This is a genomic window from Sphingomonas trueperi (assembly GCF_040545665.1).
Taxonomy (GTDB): Bacteria; Pseudomonadota; Alphaproteobacteria; order Sphingomonadales; family Sphingomonadaceae; genus Sphingomonas; species Sphingomonas trueperi_B.
The window spans coordinates 631,671-652,093 of the sequence record NZ_JBEPMH010000002.1; the positions used below are offsets into that span (position 1 = coordinate 631,671).

At 68.0% G+C, this 20,423-nt stretch carries 21 protein-coding genes; 7 read left to right on the plus strand and 14 right to left on the minus strand.

Features of this window, described 5'->3' with window-relative positions:
• On the minus strand, positions 1-171 hold the full coding sequence (locus tag ABIC65_RS10405) for a hypothetical protein (protein WP_354308485.1): 171 nt from the start codon (positions 169-171) through the stop codon (positions 1-3).
• A gap of 297 nt (positions 172-468) precedes the next feature.
• On the opposite strand from ABIC65_RS10405, the gene hemA reads away from it, so the two are divergent.
• Both hemA and ABIC65_RS10415 read left to right on the plus strand, forming a co-directional pair.
• The gene (gene hemA / locus ABIC65_RS10410) at positions 469-1,713 is read left to right on the plus strand and encodes a 5-aminolevulinate synthase (protein WP_354308486.1); all 1,245 of its coding nucleotides are present in this window, start codon (positions 469-471) and stop codon (positions 1,711-1,713) included.
• Positions 1,714-1,781: 68 nt separating this feature from the next.
• On the plus strand, positions 1,782-2,939 hold the full coding sequence (locus tag ABIC65_RS10415) for an endonuclease/exonuclease/phosphatase family protein (RefSeq protein ID WP_354308488.1): 1,158 nt from the start codon (positions 1,782-1,784) through the stop codon (positions 2,937-2,939).
• Here ABIC65_RS10415 and ABIC65_RS10420 read toward each other — a convergent pair.
• Positions 2,936-3,598 carry a class I SAM-dependent methyltransferase gene (locus tag ABIC65_RS10420; RefSeq protein WP_354308489.1) on the minus strand — a complete coding sequence of 221 codons (663 nt, stop codon included), beginning with the start codon at positions 3,596-3,598 and terminating at the stop codon, positions 2,936-2,938. The two genes, ABIC65_RS10415 and ABIC65_RS10420, sit on opposite strands and share 4 nt — an antisense overlap.
• The gene (locus ABIC65_RS10425; RefSeq protein WP_354308491.1) at positions 3,595-4,839 is read right to left on the minus strand and encodes a DUF3419 family protein; all 1,245 of its coding nucleotides are present in this window, start codon (positions 4,837-4,839) and stop codon (positions 3,595-3,597) included. The genes ABIC65_RS10420 and ABIC65_RS10425 overlap by 4 nt, the downstream gene beginning before the upstream one ends.
• Before the next feature lie 227 nt (positions 4,840-5,066).
• On the opposite strand from ABIC65_RS10425, the gene msrB reads away from it, so the two are divergent.
• The gene (msrB, locus tag ABIC65_RS10430) at positions 5,067-5,558 is read left to right on the plus strand and encodes a peptide-methionine (R)-S-oxide reductase MsrB (protein ID WP_354308492.1); all 492 of its coding nucleotides are present in this window, start codon (positions 5,067-5,069) and stop codon (positions 5,556-5,558) included.
• Here the strand turns inward: msrB and ABIC65_RS10435 are convergent, their stop codons facing one another.
• Positions 5,559-6,044 carry a CHAP domain-containing protein gene (locus ABIC65_RS10435; protein WP_354308494.1) on the minus strand — a complete coding sequence of 162 codons (486 nt, stop codon included), beginning with the start codon at positions 6,042-6,044 and terminating at the stop codon, positions 5,559-5,561.
• 466 nt (positions 6,045-6,510) lie between these two features.
• On the opposite strand from ABIC65_RS10435, the gene ABIC65_RS10440 reads away from it, so the two are divergent.
• A complete protein-coding gene (locus tag ABIC65_RS10440) occupies positions 6,511-7,062 on the plus strand; it encodes a hypothetical protein (protein WP_093298095.1) in 552 nt (183 codons plus the stop codon).
• Positions 7,063-7,066: 4 nt separating this feature from the next.
• On the opposite strand, the gene ABIC65_RS10445 is transcribed toward ABIC65_RS10440, so the two are convergent.
• The 10 genes from ABIC65_RS10445 to ABIC65_RS10490 all read right to left on the minus strand — a co-directional run bounded on the left by ABIC65_RS10445 (position 7,067) and on the right by ABIC65_RS10490 (position 18,338).
• Entirely contained in the window at positions 7,067-7,798 is a 732-nt protein-coding gene (locus tag ABIC65_RS10445; protein WP_436286724.1) for an extensin-like domain-containing protein, read from the minus strand.
• The gene (locus tag ABIC65_RS10450; RefSeq protein ID WP_354308496.1) at positions 7,795-8,529 is read right to left on the minus strand and encodes an NUDIX hydrolase; all 735 of its coding nucleotides are present in this window, start codon (positions 8,527-8,529) and stop codon (positions 7,795-7,797) included. The genes ABIC65_RS10445 and ABIC65_RS10450 overlap by 4 nt, the downstream gene beginning before the upstream one ends.
• Before the next feature lie 30 nt (positions 8,530-8,559).
• Positions 8,560-9,612, minus strand: coding sequence for an SMP-30/gluconolactonase/LRE family protein (locus tag ABIC65_RS10455; protein WP_354308498.1), 1,053 nt, complete (start codon positions 9,610-9,612; stop codon positions 8,560-8,562).
• 13 nt (positions 9,613-9,625) lie between these two features.
• Positions 9,626-10,969: a GntT/GntP/DsdX family permease gene (locus tag ABIC65_RS10460; RefSeq protein ID WP_354308499.1), complete on the minus strand. Its 1,344-nt coding sequence runs from the start codon at positions 10,967-10,969 to the stop codon at positions 9,626-9,628.
• On the minus strand, positions 10,969-13,203 hold the full coding sequence (locus ABIC65_RS10465; RefSeq protein WP_354308501.1) for a glycoside hydrolase family 3 N-terminal domain-containing protein: 2,235 nt from the start codon (positions 13,201-13,203) through the stop codon (positions 10,969-10,971). Before ABIC65_RS10465 ends, ABIC65_RS10460 begins: the two co-directional genes overlap by 1 nt.
• Positions 13,204-13,214: 11 nt before the next feature.
• Positions 13,215-14,309, minus strand: coding sequence for a Gfo/Idh/MocA family protein (locus ABIC65_RS10470; protein WP_354308503.1), 1,095 nt, complete (start codon positions 14,307-14,309; stop codon positions 13,215-13,217).
• 109 nt (positions 14,310-14,418) lie between these two features.
• Positions 14,419-15,753 (minus strand): ATP-binding protein, encoded by a 1,335-nt coding sequence (locus tag ABIC65_RS10475; protein WP_354308505.1) that lies wholly within the window; start codon positions 15,751-15,753, stop codon positions 14,419-14,421.
• A complete protein-coding gene (locus ABIC65_RS10480) occupies positions 15,750-16,472 on the minus strand; it encodes a response regulator (protein WP_121073814.1) in 723 nt (240 codons plus the stop codon). Before ABIC65_RS10480 ends, ABIC65_RS10475 begins: the two co-directional genes overlap by 4 nt.
• A gap of 68 nt (positions 16,473-16,540) precedes the next feature.
• Complete coding sequence (locus ABIC65_RS10485) at positions 16,541-17,842, minus strand: M28 family metallopeptidase (protein ID WP_354308506.1); 1,302 nt, start codon at positions 17,840-17,842, stop codon at positions 16,541-16,543.
• A gap of 40 nt (positions 17,843-17,882) precedes the next feature.
• Positions 17,883-18,338: a universal stress protein gene (locus ABIC65_RS10490; protein WP_093298081.1), complete on the minus strand. Its 456-nt coding sequence runs from the start codon at positions 18,336-18,338 to the stop codon at positions 17,883-17,885.
• A 130-nt stretch (positions 18,339-18,468) separates the two neighbouring features.
• On the opposite strand from ABIC65_RS10490, the gene ABIC65_RS10495 reads away from it, so the two are divergent.
• The 3 genes from ABIC65_RS10495 to ABIC65_RS10505 are packed head-to-tail and all read left to right on the plus strand — an operon-like array spanning position 18,469 to position 20,402.
• The gene (locus ABIC65_RS10495) at positions 18,469-19,773 is read left to right on the plus strand and encodes a pyruvate dehydrogenase complex dihydrolipoamide acetyltransferase (RefSeq protein WP_354308508.1); all 1,305 of its coding nucleotides are present in this window, start codon (positions 18,469-18,471) and stop codon (positions 19,771-19,773) included.
• Between the two features lie 13 nt (positions 19,774-19,786).
• Positions 19,787-20,014 carry a hypothetical protein gene (locus ABIC65_RS10500; RefSeq protein WP_354308510.1) on the plus strand — a complete coding sequence of 76 codons (228 nt, stop codon included), beginning with the start codon at positions 19,787-19,789 and terminating at the stop codon, positions 20,012-20,014.
• Positions 20,007-20,402 carry an acyl-CoA thioesterase gene (locus ABIC65_RS10505; protein ID WP_354308511.1) on the plus strand — a complete coding sequence of 132 codons (396 nt, stop codon included), beginning with the start codon at positions 20,007-20,009 and terminating at the stop codon, positions 20,400-20,402. The genes ABIC65_RS10500 and ABIC65_RS10505 overlap by 8 nt, the downstream gene beginning before the upstream one ends.
• Positions 20,403-20,423: the final 21 nt, after the last annotated feature.

Genomic DNA, 20,423 nt, shown 5'->3' on the forward strand with positions numbered 1-20,423 from the left:
TCAGGCGAAGTCGCCGAGCACTGCCTGCGGATCGCGCACCGCGATCTTGGCGGTGTAGCGTTCGGCCATTTCCTGGTGGACGCGCCGCGCGCTGCTGTCGTCGCACTTGCCCGCGCGCTCGCGCTCCTGCCGCGCGCGTCGTTCGAAATATTCGATGTCGTTCTTCGCCATGGGCCGCTCTCCGATGCCAAACGGGAGATCGATCGTCTCTCAGCCGCGGACATGCTGGCGCCCCGAGTCGTCCGCGATACGCTTTCTTTACCACAAGCGCGGGCTTGCATCGCTGATCTTGCGCAAGATTGGATCACCGACGACGAGAATCTTCATCGAAGATGATGCTGCAGAGACGGCAACCGCTCCCCATCTCCGACACGCAGGCCCTGCGGCCATGCCCCGGGAGCAATCCAGATCCTATACGGTGGTTCACGTGCTAGAATTGCGGAAAATTAAGGCGTAGAGATCACGTCCATGCAGCGCCAAGACGCCCCAGCGCCCGCGATTGACTATACGCGGGTCTTCACCCAGGCCATCGACCGCCTCCATGCCGAGGGGCGCTACCGGGTCTTCATCGACATCCTGCGCAACAAGGGGATGTTCCCCAATGCGCGCTGCTTCGCCGGGCATAACGGGCCGAAGCCGATCACCGTGTGGTGCTCGAACGACTATCTCGCGATGGGGCAGCACCCCAAGGTGATCGCGGCGATGGAAGAGGCGCTGCACGATGTCGGCGCCGGTTCGGGCGGCACGCGCAACATCGGCGGCAACACGCACTACCATATCGATCTCGAGCGCGAACTGGCCGATCTGCACGGCAAGGAAAACGCGCTGCTGTTCACCTCCGGCTATGTCTCGAACGAGGCGACGCTGGCGACGCTGGCCAAGGTGATGCCGGGCTGCATCATCTATTCGGACGAGCTCAACCACGCCTCTATGATCGCGGGCATCCGCAATTCGGGCTGCGAGAAGCGCGTGTGGCGGCACAATGATGTCGCCCATCTCGAAGAGCTGCTCGCCGCCGACGATCCCTCCGTGCCGAAGCTGATCGCGTTCGAGAGCGTCTATTCGATGGACGCGGACATCGCGCCGATCGCGGAGATCTGCGACCTGGCCGACAAGTACAATGCCCTCACCTATCTCGACGAGGTTCATGCGGTCGGCATGTACGGCCCGCGCGGCGGCGGCATTTCGGATCGCGAGGGCCTCGCGGACCGGCTGACGATCATCGAGGGCACGTTGGGCAAGGCGTTCGGCGTGATGGGCGGCTATATCGCGGCGGACCAGGTGATCATCGACGTGATCCGCAGCTATGCGCCGGGCTTCATCTTCACCACCTCGCTGTCGCCGGTGCTGGTCGCCGGGGCGCTGGCGAGCGTGCGGCACCTCAAGGCTTCGTCGGAGGAGCGCGAAGGCCAGCAGGCGGCAGCCGCGACGCTCAAGCAACTGATGGCCGATGCCGGGCTGCCGGTGCTGCCGTCGACCACGCATATCGTGCCGCTGATGGTCGGCGATCCGGTGAAGGCCAAGAAGATCAGCGATATCCTGCTCGCCGAATACGGCGTGTACGTGCAGCCGATCAACTATCCGACGGTGCCGCGCGGTACCGAGCGGCTGCGCTTCACCCCGGGCCCCTCGCATACCGAGGCGATGATGCGCGAGCTGGTCGACGCGCTTGGCGAGATCTGGGGCCGTCTGGAACTGCGCAAGGCCGCGTAAGACGGCCTTTGCTCTCGGGTCGCATCCCGGTGCCGCGCTCCGCGGCGCCGCATGGGGGATATGTGACGATGAGCAAGATCCATTGGCTGCGCTGGAAATTCTCCGACCCGATTCATCGCAAGTTCGTTGCCGAACGTCTGATCGCGCTGAAGACGGCGCTCGACGCGCAGATTCGCCGCGGTACCAGCGAAAGCAGCCTACGTCTCGCCACCTGGAATCTCATGCATTTCGGCGACGGCGGCGGCTATGACCGTACACTCGAATCGATGCTGTATATCGCCGAGATCATCGATCATTTTGATCTGGTCGCAGTGCAGGAGGTCAATCGCGACCTCACCAAGCTCGAGGCGTTGATCGACGACCATCTCGGGCCCGAATGGGATTATCTCGTCACCGACACCACCGGCGGGCGCCCCTCCGAAGCCGGCCCCGGCAACAATGAGCGGCTGGCTTTCCTCTATCGCAAGGCAAAGGTGCAATTCTGCAAGGAAGCCGGGGAGATCGTGCTGCCCGGCGGACAGCAGATCGCCGCGCCCGGCGAGGCAGGTACGACCGAGAAGGTGCAATTCGCCCGCACCCCGTTCGCCGTGGCGTTCCGTGCCGGCTGGCTGAAGTTCAAGCTGTGTACCGTCCATATCTTCTACGGCAACGGAGAAGAGGGCATGACCCAGCGCCGTGCGGAGATCGAGCGCATCGCCCAATTCCTGGCGGATCGCCAGGCGGACGAAGCCGAGGCGATGGTGAAGCGCGCCACCCAGCGTGGCTGGAACGACGCCAGCGAGGCGGGCTGGGACTCCAACTTCATCCTGCTGGGCGACTTCAACATCATCTCTCCCGAGCACGAGACCATGCAGGCGCTGCTCAAGGCCGGATTTCACGTGCCGACCCAACTCGAGAAGACCAACCTGGGCAGCACCCACCATTATGACCAGATTGCGATCAAGGCGGGCCACCCGCACCTCAAGGTGCTGAGTTCGGGCGTGTTCGACATGCTGACGCACGTCTATCGCGACGAGGACGCCGATCAGTATGTCGACGTGGCGAAGCCCCCGATCCTTGCCAAGGACAGCAAGGGAAATCCGCGCCCGCGCGGCAAGCAGGTCGAGTATTTTCGCCAATACTACCGCAAGCACCAGATGTCCGACCACAAGCTGCTGTGGTGCGAGCTCTGTGTGGATTACGCCGAACCCTATCTGAAGAGTATCGCCGAGGCTAACGCGCCTTAGCGCCGCCGCAGCACCGCGCTCCAGGTATAGCCACGCAGCGACGACCGGAACTCGGCCGTCATCCCCTGCTCGGCAGCAAGCGCCTCCACCACCGCGCGCAGATCGGCGCGGGGGTAGACGTGGAAGGCGTTCAGCTCCTTGAAGTGGAAGCGCTTGGCGAAGCCCGGCAGGCGTTCGTACTGGCCGAAATCGACGATGTGCAGGCTGCCGCCCGGCGCCAGCGCCTTCGCCCCCAGCGCGATCGCCTCTTTCCACGGCGGGATCATCGACAGCGTATAGCTCATGAAAACGCGGTCGACCTGGGAGAGGCCGAACAGCGTGCCCACGTCGAACGCCCCGGCATCGCCCTGCGCGAGCGTGATCTTGTCCGAGAGGCCGTTTTTGGCCACCGACTTGCGCGCGGTGTCCAGCATCGCCTCGCTGATGTCGAAGCCGTGGAAGCGTGCGTTCGGCCAGCGCTTGGCGGCGACGATCAGGTTGCGCGCGGTGCCGCAGCCGACCTCCAGCACCGTGCCGCCGGGCGGCGGCGCGAGTTCGCGGATCAGCCGGTCGCGGCCGAGCAGGTAGAATTTGCGCGTGAGATCGTAAAAGTGGCGATGGAGCGCATAGGTCGCGTCCATCAGCCCCTTCTGGTCGCCCGCCCCGGCCCTGGCGCTCATGCGTGCGGCTTCAGCGTCCAGACGTGCGTCGCGCCATAGACCGACGAACGGTCGCGGCGCGTCCAGTCGTCGAGCTTGGCCTGGTCCTCATACTGCCACTGGTTCATCAGCTCGTCGGGGATATGGCCGCGCACCACGTCGGGCACCGCTGCCGTACGATAGAGCACGCGCGCGCCCGGCTTGGCGGTACGGGTGATCTCGGTCCAGATGCGGGTCAGCTGCTCGTCGGTCATCCAGTCCTGCGCGTCGAGCAGGATGTAGCGATCGAGCGACTGGGCCGGCATCGACTCGAGATAATCGGCATAGTTGGTGTGGCGGATCTCGACGCGGTCGGCGCGGCTGCGCACCGCCTCGTAATTCTTGCGCTCGAGATAGGGCGGCAGCGGCGCGCCCTCATGCTCGCCGTAGCCGCGGCCGAACGCCTGCCAGGCGTAGAAATTGTCCTTGAGATCGAAGTCGCAGGCGAGCTTGCGCAGGCGGCTGCGCAGCGCGCCGGTGATGCCTTCCTGGTCGTCCACCTTGAGCAGGTCGTACTGCGCCGGCGGGATGCCGAAGCCGAACAGCGCGGCTGGCTGGTCCACCATCCAGCGCAGCAGCTTCTTGTCGAAGAACGGCGCGAAGCGCGTCTCGAAGATGTGGCGCTGCTCCTCGATCGTCTTCGCCTGGAGGATCTCCTTCGGATCGATGCCGTAGCGATGCCCCAGCCAGTGGACGAAGCCGATCAGCCGGCCCAGCAGGCCCTGGCGATAGAAGCCGGTCTTGAAGCCATTGATCCGGCGCACGCCGTTGGGCGCACGGCCATCCCAATAGGCGCGCGCGCTCTCGTCGAGGCTCCCGCGCAGATAGGTCTTGTACGCGTCGATATTCTCGGGGCGGTTGGCCAGGCCGAAGAAGCGGTGGAACGACTCATAGTCCGGCAGCCGCAGCGCCGCCTGCTGCTTGAGCTTGTTGAGCGCGATATGCGCCGGGTTGAGGTCCACCGCGGTGATCTTCGCCGGGTTCGCCGTCAGATAGGAGAAGACGTTGCAGCCGCCCGAGGCAATCGTGACGATATGGCTATCGGGAGTGATCTGCAGCGCTTCCATGTCGATCACCGGGTCTTCCCAAATCTGGGCATAGACCAGGCCGCGGAAGGCGAAGGTGAAGGCGCGCTCGAGGATGCCTTCCTTGGAAAGATGTTCGTGGCGGTGCACCGCACCCCGAACCGCATCGTTCTTCGGCGACTTGGCGATAGATGGCATTCGAAACGACTCCCGGCGAACCAGCCCGCCCGGCGCCCCGCCGAACAAGCTCCCCACACCCCCTGTGACAAAAGCTTTGCAGCCTTGTGACAGCAGCCCCGGGAAATCAATCCTTCACCATGCAACCCGCCGCAGCCGGGCGGTGGAAAGAAAGTGCGGAAGGCGCTGCAACCTTTCGGCCGCGCGGACCGAACCTATATCGACACCATCATCCGAAGAGGTTCGCCATGCCGATCGATCGCCGCCAGTTGCTCGCCGCCGCCGGGGCAGGCGCCATTGCCCTGCCACTGTTCGCCTGCAGCAGCGCCCCCGCCGCGCCGCTGCCGAACTTCCCGTTCAAGCTGAGCGATGCCGAATGGAAGAAGAAGCTGGGGCCTGCCGCCTATAACGTGCTGCGGAACGGCGGCACCGAATATCCCTTCACCAGCCCGCTCAACAAAGAGCATCGAAAGGGCGTGTTCGGCTGTGCTGGCTGCGCGCTGCCCTTGTTCGATTCCGCGACCAAGTTCGACAGCGGCACCGGCTGGCCGAGCTTCTACCAGCCCTTGGCCAATGCGGTGGTGACGCGGAGCGATCGCAGCCTGGGAATGGAGCGCACCGAGGTGCTGTGCCGCCGCTGCGGCGGCCATCTCGGCCATGTCTTCGACGATGGGCCGAAGCCGACCGGCAAGCGCTATTGCATGAACGGAGTGGCGCTGCGCTTCACGCCGCGCGGATGATCAGTTGATCGAAGCGATCTGGGTCAGGGTCGGCAGGCTGAGCGCGGCGACCTGGACGTTGGCCCAGTCGCTGGCCGGCGCCACGTCCGGATAGATGAAGCCGTTCACCGGATAGGCCGAGAGGCCGAGGCTGCCAGTGCGGCCGTACCACACGCGCACTTCGCTCCAGTCGCCGGCGGCCGAGACGTCCACCGCGCGGACGTCATGCTCGACGGCGCCCGGGGTCGACCAGTTGGCGTGGGTCAGCAGCACTTCGCGCGGGCTCACGATCTGCGACACCATAGCGACATGGCCCATCGGCATGCGCGCGGTGCGCTGGAACGACATCACCGCGCCCACCTTGGGAGTCTCGCCGCGCTGGTAGTGGCCGGCGGCCTGGTCCCACCAGGTCCACGCATTGCCGCGGAGCTCGACGCCCGAGGCCTGGCGAGCGTACGTGACGCACTGCCAGAAGGTGCCCTTCGCCTGAGCGGGAACGACAGTCATCAGGGCGCACGCCGCCATCAGCGCAAAACGCGCTGCGAAACGAGTGAACATCTTTGGACCCCCCGGTCAGGAAAGGAAGTGGTTGAGGGTTGGTACCCAAACTATAGGACGGCCGTACACCCCTGCGGTTCGCCGATCCGACGAACCGTTGGAATGCGCCGACGAGGTGCGCTGAACAGTTTCTGAACAGCGGGAACCAACGCCAAAACCCATCTTGCCGCGCGGTGCACAACCGATTGCCCAATATGGGATACGGGCAAGGCCATAAGGAAAATTACGGCACGAATTCATGGACCTAAGGAAGTTCCCTTAGCGTCATCACTTCGTCGCAAACCGATGTTGCGTCGCAGCACGTTTTAGGGTCCAATGCTCGTGGGGATACGGAGGGGGTCATTAAGCTCTGCGTTAACCAGTGCGGAGCATGATCCATCCCACGGGCCAAAAGGAACCGAGCGGGAGACGTACAATGGCTGCACGAGCAAAACCGGCCGAAGGCGCGATGACGCTGGCAGAGATGAAGGAATTCGCGGGCTTCGCCGCCGGCACCCAGCGCTATGTGCGCCGGTCGCTCGACGTGGGCCTGGAGCGCGACGACGCCCTTTCGCGCTGGTCGCGCGACGTGGTCGAAGCCGCCAGCATCCGTGCCCAGGCGCGCGTGTATGAGCGCCTCAAGGACATTCGCACGCTGCTGCCCAACGAGAGCGACCTCGGCGCGATCGAGCCGTTCATGGCGCCGCTGGTGACGCTCTCGGCGTTCGACCTCGGCCAAGGCCGGCTGACCAGCTTCTCGTCCTATCGCTTCCTCTACGAGCGGCTGCTCGGCGCGGAAGTGCGCCCGTGGCTGCCGGCGGCCTTCTGCTCGGCCTCGGCGCTGCCGCACCTCCACCCGGATCTGCGCCGCAAGCTGCTACAGTCGATCAGCGAAGCCGCGGCGACCGCCTCGGGCTGGTCGAACCGCCAGCCGAGCTTCTTCCCGCAATGGGTCGAGAAGATCGACACCAACGCGCTGCCGAACTGATCGGCTAGCGACACGCCCGCCACCCCATCTCGCCGCGTGCAGCCTGGTCGAGATGGAGGTGGTCGCGGTGGGCGGCGTTGTAGTCGGGCGACAGCACCGTCGCGAACAGCCGACAGGCGCCATCGCGCACCGCACGCAGGAAGGCCGGCTTGTCCCCTTCCCCCTTCCAGTCATTCAACACGCTCACCCGCCGTCCATCGGCAAGGACGAAGGCCGCGATGTCGACGGCATTGGCCCGCGCATGCTCGCTCCAGTCGCCGGTGCTGCGGCCATACATGCGCCGGCACGAATAGCTGCCGAGATGCTCGATCCGCACGACACGGGTGCCGAAATGCTTCTGCGCCTCGGGCTGGACGATATTCCACTCCCACAGCGCCAGCCCTGCCGCGACCGGACAGGCGGTACCGAGCGACGCCGGACTGAACGCGATCGTGCGTGACCCGCCGCTCGTAAAGCGCATGCCGTTGGCATAGCCGCATTCGCCCTCCCGCTGGACCGGCGCCAATTTCTCGTAGCGCACGCCTGCCTGGGTGAGCAGCGCGCGGCACTGGCCATCGTCGCTCCCCAGCCCCGCCAGCTTGCGCCCGGTAAACGCTCCGATCGGCTGCGAGAGATCGAGCGGGGTCCAGGGCACATCCTGCGGCCGGCTGCGCGTCCACATCAGCAAGAGCAGCGCCCCGCCGGCGATCAGCGCGAAGACCAGCAGCACCCAGACGGTCTGCTTCAGCGCCTTCACGCCCGCACCGCGCGGTCCATGCGCTCGGCGGTGACGGGATAGCCGAGCCCTTCCGGGATGCACAGCCAGTCGACGCCGCCGCGCGACTCGACGAACGGCGTGATGGGCTCAACGGCGAAGCTCCGGGCATGGGCCATTGCCGACTCGAAACCGTCGAACAGCGCCAGCCGTTCCAGGTTGCGGCGGGTAGGGTAGATCACCATTGCCTCGCCGCGATCCGCCAGGTCCAGCGCGTCCTGGGCGGTGATCCAGCACAGCCGGACATTCTCGCTGCCGTCGACCTGCGGCGCGGCGCCTTCGGGCGCGCGGGCAAGGTAGAAGCGCGTGTCGAACACCCGGTGCGGCAGGCCATGGGGCAGCCAGCGCGCGAACGGCACCAGCGCATCGAGGTCGAGCACGAGCCCCGCCTCCGCCAGCAACCGCGCAAAGGGTTCACCCGCATGCAGCGCGGCACGCAGCGAGGCTAGCGTGTCCCAATCGCAGGAGAGCCCCAGCGCGAGCCCCGCTTCCTCGATCGTCTCGCGGATCGCCGCGATTCGGGCGGCGGCATCGTCATGGCTGTCGACCAGCAGATGGTCGCCCGGGTCGATACGCCCGCCCGGAAACACCAGCGCCCCGCCCGCGAACGCCATCGCCCGCGATCGCTCGACCATCAGCAGCTCGGGCGGCCCGCTGCCCGTGTCGCGCATCACGATCACGGTGGCGGCGGGGATGGCTTCGGGGGTCGGCATCGCCCCGGCTCTACGCCGGGCGGCCGGCGCTTACCAGCCGGAGGCGCGCAGGCGGAGGCGGAGCACCTCGTCGCTGGAGGTGATGAACAGCGTCTTGCCGTCCTCGCCGAAGCAGCAATTCGCCGCCTTCTTGCCGGTGGAGATCAGCCCCAGCCGCCGCCCGTCCGGCGCCACGACATGGATGCCGCCGGGCCCGCTGGCATAGAGATGCCCGCTCGCCGCGACCTTCATCCCATCGGCATGGCCCTGGAGTCCCGCCGCCGTGCCCGCGCGGTGATCGAGGAAGATCTTGCCGCCCGTCGCCAGCCCGTCGTCGCCCAGGCTGTACGCCCAGGTGTACGGCGCCGCATCGTCCGAGACCGAGACGTAGAGCGTTCGCTGGTCGGGCGAGAGGCCGATGCCGTTGGGCCGGGTCAGCTTCGACTCGATCAGGTGCACGGTGCCGTTGGGGTCGAGCCGGTAGACGCCGTTGAAAGACAGCTCCTTGAGCGGCGACTGGTCGCCCTCGGTGAAGCCATAGGGCGGATCGGTGAAGTAGATCGCGCCGTTCTTCGCCTGCACCAGATCGTTGCAGCTGTTGAAACGCTTGCCCTCGTACCGGCCGGCAAGGATCGTCTTTTCCTTGGTCTCCAGGTCCACCGCCGCGATCGCACGGGTGCCGCTGTCGGCGATCAGCAGCTCGCCCTTGCGGCCCTGGATCATGCCGTTCGATCCCGCCTCGCGCACGCCCTTGGGGATCGGCCCGGCAAGGCCGGAGGGAACCAGGAAAGGCTTGGTTGCCTTGCCGTCCCAGCGATAGGCGATGTTCGCCGGCACGTCGGAGAACAGTAGATAGCTGCGATCGAACGCGCTGGCCCCGCCCGACGCGCCGCCGGTCACCGCCCCGTCGCGGATCCATACCGGCCCCTCGGCCCATTGGATGCCGCTCGAAATCACCTCGAGCGGCGACTCGATGTCGAGCAGCGTATCGAGTTCGGGATCGAGCCGGGTGATCGTCCCCGCCCCCGCCGCGCGGGCGACGCCCGGCAGCAGCGTCAGCGCGGCAAGGCCGCCCAGCAAGGTGCGGCGGGTGGTGGCAAGCATGGTCAGGATCCCCTCAGACGAACGGCCATAGCAGCAGCGCCATGGCGAAACTGGTCAGTCCCGCGATGGTGGCACCGATGGTCCAGCTGCGAAAGGTCTGCGCTTCGGTGAGGCCGAGATATTGCTTCACCAGCCAGAAGCCGGTGTCGTTGACATGGGATACGATGGTCGCCCCCGCGCCGATCGCGACGGTCACCAGCGCGATCCGGTCGGGCCCCAGCCCGGCCGCGGTGATCAGCGGCGCGGCCAGCCCCGCCGCCGTGACCATCGACACCGTCGCCGATCCCTGCGCCACCCGCACAAAGGCCGCGAGCAGGAAGGCGAAGACGGGGATCGAAACCTGCGCCGCCTCCACCGCCATGGTGATCTGCTTGCCCGCCCCCGACTCGATCAGCACTTCCTTATAGGCCGCGCCCGCGCCGATGATCAGCACCATCAGGCCCGCCGGCTCCAGCGCGCGGGTGCTGATTCTGGACAGCGTCTCGAACCCCGCGCCCGCCACGAAGCGCAGCCACGCCATCGCGCCCAGCACCGCGAGGATCAGCGCGGTAAAGGGATGGCCGAGGAACAAGAGGATCGAACGCACCAGCCCCGGCGCCATCGCCTCGCTCGCCACCGTGCCGATCAGGATCAGCGCCAGCGGCAGCAGCATCGCGGCGAGCGCCGGGCCGAAGCCGACCGCACCCGTCTGCGGCGCGCCTTCGTCGAGCATCGGCGGCGCACCGATCGCGCCATAGCCCGGCGCGCCATGCGCCAGCTTGGCGAATACCGGGCCCGCCAGGATCGCCGAGGGAATGCCGCAGATCAGGCCATAGAGCGCCATCCGGCCATAATCGGTGTGGAGCAGCTCGGCGACCGCGACCGGCCCCGGATGCGGCGGCAGCAGCGCATGCATCGTCATCAGACCCGCCAGCAGCGGCAGCGCAAAATAGGTGACGCGCCGCTCGGCCCGCACCGCCAGCGTGGTGAGCAGGGGCGCCAGGATGATGAACGCGACGTCGAAGAACAGCGGCACGCCGACGACGATGCCGATCGCGGTGAGCGCCCAGGGGACCCGCTTCTCCCCGAACAGATCGAGCAGCCGCCGCGCGATCGCCTGCACGCCGCCCGATGCCTCCAGCATCCCGCCGAGCACCGCGCCGAGCCCGATCACCACGGCGACCGAGCCGAGCGCCTCGCCGGTGCCCTTCTTGATCGCCGCGATCACCGCCTGCGGATCATTGCCGAAGACCAGGCCGGTCGCCAGCGCCACCAGCAGCAGCGCGACGAACGGCTGTAGCTTGAGGCGCAGCACCAGCAGGATGACGGTCGCGATGCTGCCCGCGACGATGAGCAGCGTATGCCAGGGCTCGCCCATCACGCGATCTCCACCTTGGTGGCGATCGCGGCGGCGGGCACCTGCCCTTCGCCGCCTGCGGTGTTGCGGAACTTGGCTTCGCTCTTCAGGTCGGCGGCGGAAGCGCCGACCATCAGCCGGATATCGCCCGGCTCGACGATCCACTTGCCGTCGCGCCAGAAGGCGAACTGCTCGGGGGTTAGGGTGAAGCGCACGATGCGGCTCTGCCCCGGTTTGAGCGGCACGCGAGCGAAACCGCGCAGCTCCGCTACCGGCCGCGAAACCGCGGCGACCGGATCGTTGGCGTAGAGCTGCACCACTTCCTCGACCGCCATCGTACCGCGATTGGTGACCTGCACCGAGGCGGTGATGCGGCCGCCGGGGGCGACGGTCTCGCCGCTCAGCGTCAGCGGGCCATAGGCGATCTCGCCATAGGTGAGGCCATGGCCGAAGGCGAAAAGCGGGCCGATATCGGTATCGTGATAGCGCGCGCTGTCCACCGCGAGATCCGGATTGGCCGGGCGGCCGGTGGGCAGATGGGCGTAGCTTTGCGGCGACTGACCCGTCCGGCGCGGCATGCCGATCGGCAGGCGGCCGCCGGGGGCGGCCTTGCCGGTGAGGATCTCGGCGATCGCCGGGCCGCTCTCGATGCCGAGCAGCCAGGTCTGCAGCACGGCGGGCACGCCGGTCAGTTCGCGTTCGAGCGCCAGCGGACGGCCGCCCATCAGGATCGCGACGATGGGCTTGCCGGTGGCTTTCAGCGCCTCCAACAGCGCCGCCTGGCCCTCGGGCAGGCCGATCTCCGCATAGCTGCGCGCCTCGCCGGTGCGGTTGAAATCCTCGCCGAGCGCGACGAGCACCACGTCCGCGCGCTTGGCCGCTTCGACCGCCGCCGGAACATCGGTGCCCGGCTGATAGTCCGCACCTGCCAGCGCCGCCTTGAGCGTCACCGCATCGGTCACCTGCCCCCGCGCGCGCCACGAACCAATGGCGGAGGAGGCATCGTCCGCCAGCGCGCCGATCAGCGCGAGCTTGGCGCCGGGCTTGAGCGGCAGCACCGCGCCGTCGTTGCGCAGCAGCACCACCGAGCGCTTGGCGAGATCGCGCGCCTCGGTCCGCCGCAGCGGGGCCTTGTCGCGCGCCGGATCGCCGAAGCCATAGGAATCATCGAACAGCCCCAGCCGCGCCTTGGCGGCGAGGATGCGGCCCACCGCCTCGTCGATCAGCGGCACCAACGACGGATCGGCCGTCGCGGCTTCGGCGAGGTAGGTGGCGTAGCTGCCGCTCGCCATGTCCATGTCGACGCCGGCCTTGAGCGCCAGCACCGCGGCCTCGCGCGCATCGGCGGCGATGCCGTGGTTGACCAGCTCGCGGATCGCGTTCCAGTCGCTCACCACCAGCCCCTGATAGTGCCACTGGGCGCGCAGGAAGCCGCGGACCAGATCGGCATTGGCGGTCATCGGCACGCCGTCGAGCGCGTTGAACGCGGTCATGAAGCTGCCCGCCCCTGCCCGCGCGGCGGCATGGAAGGGCGGCAGATAGACTTCGTTGAGCGTGCGCGGGCCCACTTCCGCGCTGTCGTAATCGCGACCGCCCTCGGCCGCGCCATAGCCGACGAAATGCTTGGCGCAGGCCATCATCCGCATGCCCTTGCCGAGATCCGCGCCCTGGAAGCCGGCGACCTGCGCCTCGGCGATGCGGGAGCCGAGATAGGCATCCTCGCCCGCGCCCTCGACCACCCGGCCCCAGCGCGGGTCGCGCGCGACATCGACCATGGGCGTGAAGGTCCAGTGCAACCCGGCCGCCCAGGCCTCTTCCGCCGCGATCCGCGCGGCCTGTTCGGCCACCTTCGGGTCCCAGCTCGCCGCCAGCGCCAGCGGCACCGGCAGGATCGTGCGATAGCCGTGGATCACGTCCATCGCGAACAGCAGCGGGATCTTGAGCCGCGATTCCTCCACCGCGACGCGCTGCAGGTCGCGCAGCGGCTCGGCGCCGGCGACGTGGAGGAACGAGCCCATCTCGCCCTTGCGCACCCGATCGAGCATCGCCGCGTCAAGCTTCGAGTTGAGCGACTTCTGCCGCCCGCCCGCGATCTGGTTCATCTGCCCGACCTTCTCGGCGAGCGTCATCTGGCCGAGCAGCGCCTGGATGCGCGCGCGGTGGGCGGCACCCAGCGGCCGGGCGGCGCGGGCGAGCGGGGTCCAGGCGGAAGCGGCGAGCATCGCGCCCGCCGCCAGTACGTTCCGACGATTCATGCGTCCGTTCTTCATGCCAGCGTGATCGCCCGATGCTCGCGCGCCGCGCGGTAGATCGCCTCGATCAGCCGCATGTCGCGCAACCCTTCCTCGCCCGAGACGATCGGCTCACGCCCGGACATCACGCATTCGGGCAGGTGATCGAGCTGGCGGACGAACTGGTTCTTGGCCGGCTTGGGTAGCACCACCTGCTCGCGCTTGCCGTCCAGCCGGGTCCACATCTCCTGCCCTTCGTAATTGGTGGCGGGCTCCAGCTCGACCCAGCCCTTCCGGCCGGTGACTCGATAATGATTGTGGTTCGAGCTGTAGCTAGAGACGCAATCGGCGATCAGCCCGCTGGGGAAGCGGAACTGCCAGTCGATCCGGTCCTCCACCGTCTTGAAGCGCGGGTCGCTGCGATCGGTATATTCCATCGCGCTGACTTCGACCGGCTCCTCGCCGGAGAGGTAGCGGGCGGCATTGAGGCTGTAGATGCCGATGTCCATCATCGATCCGCCGCCGGACAGCGCCTTGTCGAGCCGCCACTGGTTGGGGCCCGCGTAGAAGCCATGCTCGGCGAAGATCAGCGTCGGCTTGCCGAGCGCGCCGGACTTCACTGTCTCGATCGCCTTGAGGTTGTAGGGCTCGAAATGGCAGCGATAGCCGATCATCAGCTTCTTGCCGGCCTTCTTCGCCGCCGCGATCATCGCCTGGCATTCGGCGACCGAGACCGCCATCGGCTTTTCGCACATCACATGCTTGCCGGCCTGGTGCGCGCGGATCGTGTATTCGGCGTGCATCGTGTTGGGCAGCACGACATAGACGATGTCGATGTCCGGATTGTCGCGGATCCGGTCATAGGTTTCGTAGCTGTACTGATGGGTCTTGGGGATGCCGTACTCGGCACCGTATTTCTCCAGCTTGGCAGGGGTGCCGCTGACCAGCGCCTTGAGTTCGGCGAACTCGCAATCCTTGAGGTTGGGCATGATCTGCTTGGTGGCGTAATAGCCCAGACCGACTATGGCATAGCCGAGCTTGCGCTTGGGCGCTGCTGCCGCCGATCCGCCGAGCGCACTGGCCAAGACCCCGGCGCCGATCCCGCCAAGCACGTCGCGTCGCGTTCCCATGATCCTCCTCCTCGTCCCCGGCGGCGTTGCGCGCCGCACGGCCGACAGCGGTATCAACAATGGGAGGGGCGGGCCAGCGTCTCGGGGTCGTAGATGGAAGCGGCTGAAATCAAAGCGGAAGCGTGACGGTGGCGCACAGCCCGCCGCCGCTGCGCCGGTGCAGCGTGATATCGCCGCCATGCGCGCGCGCCGTCGCCCGGGCGCTGGCGAGCCCCAGCCCCATGCCGCCGGTATCGCGGTTGCGCGAGCGCTCGCCGCGGAAGAACGGATCGAACACGCGCTCCATGTCTTCGTCCGGGATGCCAGGCCCGCGATCGCGCACCGCGATCACCGCTTCATGGTCGCGCGCCGACAGCACCAGCTCGGCGCCGCCGGCATATTTGACCGCATTGCCGACGAGATTGGCGAGCATCGCCTTGAGCGCCACCGGGTCTGCCTCGATCACCACCGGATCGCCCAGTTCCAGGCTGACGTCGGCGCCGCGATCCGCCGCATCGTCGACCACCGTCTCGGCCAGCGAGCGCAGGTCGAGCGGGCGGCGCACGCCGATGCGGCTGCTGTCGCGGACATAGGCCATCACGGCGGAGATCATCGCCTGCATCTCACGGATATCGCCCTCGCACGCGGCGCGGATGCCCGGATCGGCATCCTCGACGCGCAGCCCCAGCCGCATCAACGGGGTGCGCAGATCGTGCGCCACCGCCGCGATCATCGTCGCGCGATCGTCGACATAGCGGTTGAGCCGCGCCTGCATGTCGTTGAACGCGCGGGCGGCCTCGGCGATCTCCGCGGGGCCGTCGAGCTCGATGGGAGGCGCGCGCGGATCGCGGCCCAGCCGTTCGGCCGCGCGGGCGAAGGCACCGATCGGCCGGGCGAAGCGCTGCGCCATCGCCCAGGCGAACACCGCCGCGGCAAGCGCCGACAGGACCAGCCAAGCGATGACGAACAGCCGCCAGGGCTCCAGCCCCTCGCCCGGCGTCACCGTCCGCCAGCTGCCATCGGGCAGCTTGAGCGAGGCTTCGAACCGGCCGGTGACGATAACGTCCTGCGCGGCGGCGGCGCTGGCGGGTGCCGGCGCGGGCGGCACGCCAGCGCGATTGTAGACCTGCGGGCGTTGCAGGAAGCCGACAGGGAAGCGCAGCATCACGGCATCGCGGGGCACGCCCAGCGCAGTGGCCAGCGCCACTTCGGTCCGCTCGGCACGCGGGTTCCAGGGCTGGGGCTCCACCGAGTCCGCGCGCAGCACCTCGAACCCATCCGGCGCCGCTACGGGATTGCGCATCGCCTGGGCGATCTGGCCGACCGTGTGCAGCTTCGGATTGGGCGTCTGGATCGCGAACAGCAACCCGAAATTGAGCAGTTGCACCACCGCAACGCACGCCAGCATCCGCACGAAGATGCGCAGGAACAGCGGCGAACGGGATGCCGCCGCCGTCTTGCTCATGCGCGCGTCACGCGGGGGACGAACAGATAGCCTTCGTTGCGCACGGTGCGGATGATCTCGTCCGCACCCGAGCGCAGCTTGCGCCGCAACCGGCTGACCTGCACGTCGATCGCGCGATCATAGGCGTCCGAGTCCGGACCACGCGCCGCGGCGAGCAGCGCCTCGCGGGTCAGCACCCGGCGCGGCCGCTCGATGAACACGCGCAGCACCGCGAACTCGCCGTCGGTGAGGCCGACCAGCACGCCGTCCGGGTCGAACAGCTCGTGGCTGCCGAGGTCGATGCGCCAGCCCTCGAAGGTGTAGACGTCGCCCGCCGGCGGCGCCGCGGTGGTGCCGCGCTTGCGCAGCGCCGCGCGCACCGTCGCCAGGATCTCGCGCGGGCTGCACGGCTTGGGGAGATAATGGCCGGCGCCGACCTCGAGCCCGAGAATGCGGTCCTGCTCCTCGCCCAGCGCGCTGAGCAGGATCACGTCGGGGCCGTCGGCGGTGGCGATGCGGCGGCAGGCGGAAAGTCCGTCCTCGCCCGGCATCATCACGTCGAGGATCACCACGTCGACCGGCATCTTCTCGAGGATCACGTCCATGTCGCGCGCGCTCGACGCGGTCTCGACCCGGTAGCCGCGCGCGCCGAGGCTGTTGGCGAGGAGGAGGCGGATGTCGCGGTCGTCGTCGACGACGAGCAGCGTGGCGGGATCGTCGGAAGCGGGATGGGTTGCCATACTCAAACTCGACTCTTCAACAAATTGGCCCCCGGTGGCGGCCCCTATGAACCCTTGCGACCGAAGGTTCAACGTTCGCGCACCGGCCGCGCGCCGAAGCTGACCAGGCTCTCCGCCCCGTCCGCCGCCAGCGCCGCGACGCCGACGAAGGTGTCGTCGACGATGATGCCCTTGAGGACGGTTTCGGTCTTGTCGGCGGCGACGTCGACATGGTTGGTCCAGGCATCGCTGTCGGCGGAGCGCCAATAGACGCGGTACTTGGCCGCCCCGGCGACCGCCGGCCATTTGACCGTCGTGTCGGTGGCGAGCGCACCGCTGAGGATCACCGGCTCGGGCGCGGCGGGGGCGCTGGCGAGGCGGCGCAGCGTCGCGACGTTGAGCGCGGTCACCTTTGCGAGATAGGGGAAATCCATCCGGTCGACGGTGTCGCCATAGACCTTGCCGCCTTCCGAGCGCAGATCCTGGTGCTGCGCGTCGTAATTCTCCACGCCGACCGAGAAGCGGACCGCCGGATAGCCGAGCGTCAGGAAGGGCGAATGGTCGCCGCCGCGCCCGAAGCGATCCGGGCGGCGCACCATCAGCACCTTGAGGCCCGTCCGGTCCTCCGCCGCGACCCCGCGGATCGCCTTGGCGAGCGCGCGGCTGGGGCCGTCATCCTCGCCGCCATCGGCGCGGCGCGCCTTGCCCTCGGCCACGCTTTCGGAGTCGCGCGCGCCTTCGGAGAAGACGCGCACCCGGTCCGCCACCCGGCGCCCGTCCTGGCCGATCGTGTTGCCGACGATGTCGTTGTTGAGCACCGCCGAGACGATCCAGCCGCGTTCCTTGGCCGTCTCCGCCAGCAACTGCCCGCCATAAAGGCCCTGCTCCTCGCCCGAGAGCGCGGCATAGACGATGGTCGCCTTGAACTTGTGCTTCGAGAGCAGCCGCGCCGACTCCAGCACCAGCGCGACGCCCGAGGCGTCGTCATTGGCGCCGGGGGCATCGGCGGTGGCGTTCATCACGTCGGTGACGCGGCTGTCGATATGCCCCATCACGATCACCACGCGGTTCGGCTCGCTGCCGCGCTGGATGCCGAGCACGTCGACGATCCGCACCCCGTTCGGCGCGCGCGGCCCCTTGAATTCGCGCGCGACCTCGCTCGTCTCGATGCAGCCACCACAGGCCGCGCCGATCTTGGCGAGCTCGCCGCCGAACCAGCGCCGCGCCGCGCCGATGCCGCGGGTGGGGTTGTACGGGTCGGACAGCGTGTGGCGCGTGCCGAAGCTGACCAGCTTCTCGACGCTGGCCTTCAGCCGCTGCGGATCGGGGCGATCCTGCGCGGCGGCAGGGGTAGCGAGCAGGGCGAGCGGCAAAAGAGCGAGGATGCGCATGGGCTTATGCTGACGTGCCCGGCCGCGCCGGTCAATCGACTCAGCTCAGCCGATCGATCGCATCCATGTCGAGCGATCCCGGGATGATCATCACCGGCACGGTGAGCTTGCCCGAATCCGCCCCGGTGAAGTGCGCCACTAGCTTGCCCGGAGGCCCACTCGGCGCGGCCCCCAGCACCAACGCGGCGATGTCGCCATTGGCCGCCAGCATCTCGCGAACCACCTTCGGCCCGTCGCCTTCGCGGACCGTAATCGACGGGGTAAGCCCGGATTCGCTGAATAGCGTGCCCGCCGCGCGCATGACCAGCGCCTCGGCGCGCTCGCGCGCTTCTTCCTCGATCGTCGCCATCACCCCGCCCCACTGGACGAACTCGGCGGGCGGGATCAGCGCCAGGATTTCGACGTTCCCGCCGGTCTTGCTGGCGCGCCGTGCGGCAAAGCGCAGCGCGATTTCGGCCTCGGGCGAATCGTCGATCACCACCAGATAGGTGCGCATGCGGGCCTTCCTTGCAGTCACGCGTTACGTGGACCGGCACGGGCCGCAGCGCAAGAGCGGGGCTTGACCCTAGGGACTGCGGCGGCAAAGGAGGGGCCAGCCACCCCCAGGACCAACGACGGGAACCTTCATGGGAATCGAAATCAAGATGCCGGCACTTTCTCCCACCATGGAGGAGGGCACGCTTGCCAAGTGGCTCGTCAAGGAAGGCGACACGGTGAAATCCGGCGACCTGCTTGCCGAGATCGAAACCGACAAGGCGACGATGGAATTCGAAGCGGTCGACGAAGGCGTGATCGGGAAGATCCTGGTCGCCGAAGGGACCGATAACGTAAAGGTCGGTACCGTGATCGCGGTGATCGCCGGCGAAGGCGAGGACGTCTCGTCCGCCACCGCGCCGAGCCCGACTCCTGCGCCTGCTCCGGCACCTGCCGCGAGCGCGCCCGCACCCACGCCGACTCCGGCCCCCGCCCCGGCAGCCCAGCCCGCCGCGGCTTCGGGTTCGCGCGTCAAGGCGAGCCCGCTCGCCCGCCGCATCGCCGCCGACAAGGGCGTCGACCTCGCCGCCGTGACCGGCTCGGGCCCCAACGGCCGCATCGTCAAGGCCGACATCGAAGGCGCCAAGCCGGGTGCCGCTCCGGCCGCCCAGCCGGCCGCTGCCGCTGCCGCTGCCTCGACGCCGACCGCCGCGCCCTCGGCCGCCCCTGCCGCTGCCGAGACCAAGGCCGTCTGGTTCGACGACTCGATCCCGCACGAGGAAGAGAAGCTCTCGAACATCCGCAAGACGATCGCGCGTCGCCTCACCGAGTCGAAGCAGACCGTCCCGCACATCTACCTCACGGTCGACATCCGCCTCGATGCGCTGCTCAAGCTCCGGGCTGAGCTCAACAAGGCGCTCGAAACGCGCGGCGTGAAGCTGTCGGTCAACGATCTGCTGATCAAGGCACTGGGTGTCGCGCTGGCGCGTACGCCCAAGTGCAACGTCACCTTCACCGGCGACAAGCTGATCAAGTACAGCCGCGCCGACGTGTCGGTCGCGGTGTCGACCCCGACCGGCCTGATCACCCCGATCGTCAAGGACGCAGCGAACAAGAGCGTCTCGGCGATCGCGACCGAGATGAAGGACCTCGCCGCCCGCGCCCGCGAGGGCAAGCTGCAGCCGCACGAATATCAGGGCGGCACCGCCAGCCTGTCCAACATGGGCATGTACGGCATCAAGCAGTTCGAGGCGGTGATCAACCCGCCGCAGGGCATGATCATGGCGATCGGCGCGGGCGAGAAGCGCCCGTACATCATCGACGACGCGCTCGGCGTGGCGACGGTGATGAGCGCCACGGGCAGCTTCGACCACCGCGCCATCGACGGTGCCGACGGGGCCGAGATGATGAAGATCTTCAAGGAACTCGTCGAAGCCCCGATGGGCATGATCGCCTGATCGGAGCCGGGCGGTGCGCGTGCTTGTAGAAGTCATCCATATCGTGATCGGGCTGATCGCGGCATGGATCATCGCGTCGCTCGCCGCCTGGTCCTACCGCCGCGCCACCCACGACATCTGGCTGGTCGCCTATGTCGCGATGGTGGCGGTGGTGGCGATGGGCATCGGCCCGCTGCGGCGGGCCCATGCCGAGGATCGTGCCAGGCTGAACGGAAGCAAGGAGGCTGCTCGCGATGATTGACCAACAGGGCGGCCCGCCCGACCGCCAGCCGGCGATCCGGGTGACCACGATGCCGGCGGATACCAATCCGTATGGCGACATCTTCGGCGGCTGGCTGATGAGCCAGATGGACATGGCGGCGGGCCTCTTCGCTTCGCGCTATTCGCGCGGCCGCGCGGTCACGGTGGCGGTGGAGGGGATGAAGTTCCACTCCCCCGTCGCGGTGGGCGACGAGGTCTCGGTCTATGCCGAGCTGGTCAAGGTCGGCCGCACCTCGATGACCATCGAGGTCCAGGCCTGGCGCCGCGGCCGGCATGTCGAGGAAAGCTGCCTCGTCACCCAGGCACATTTCGTGTTCGTCGCGATCGACGCCGACAAGCGCCCGCGACCGGTGGAACAGATCGCGTAACCCACGCGCGGAGGCCGGGCG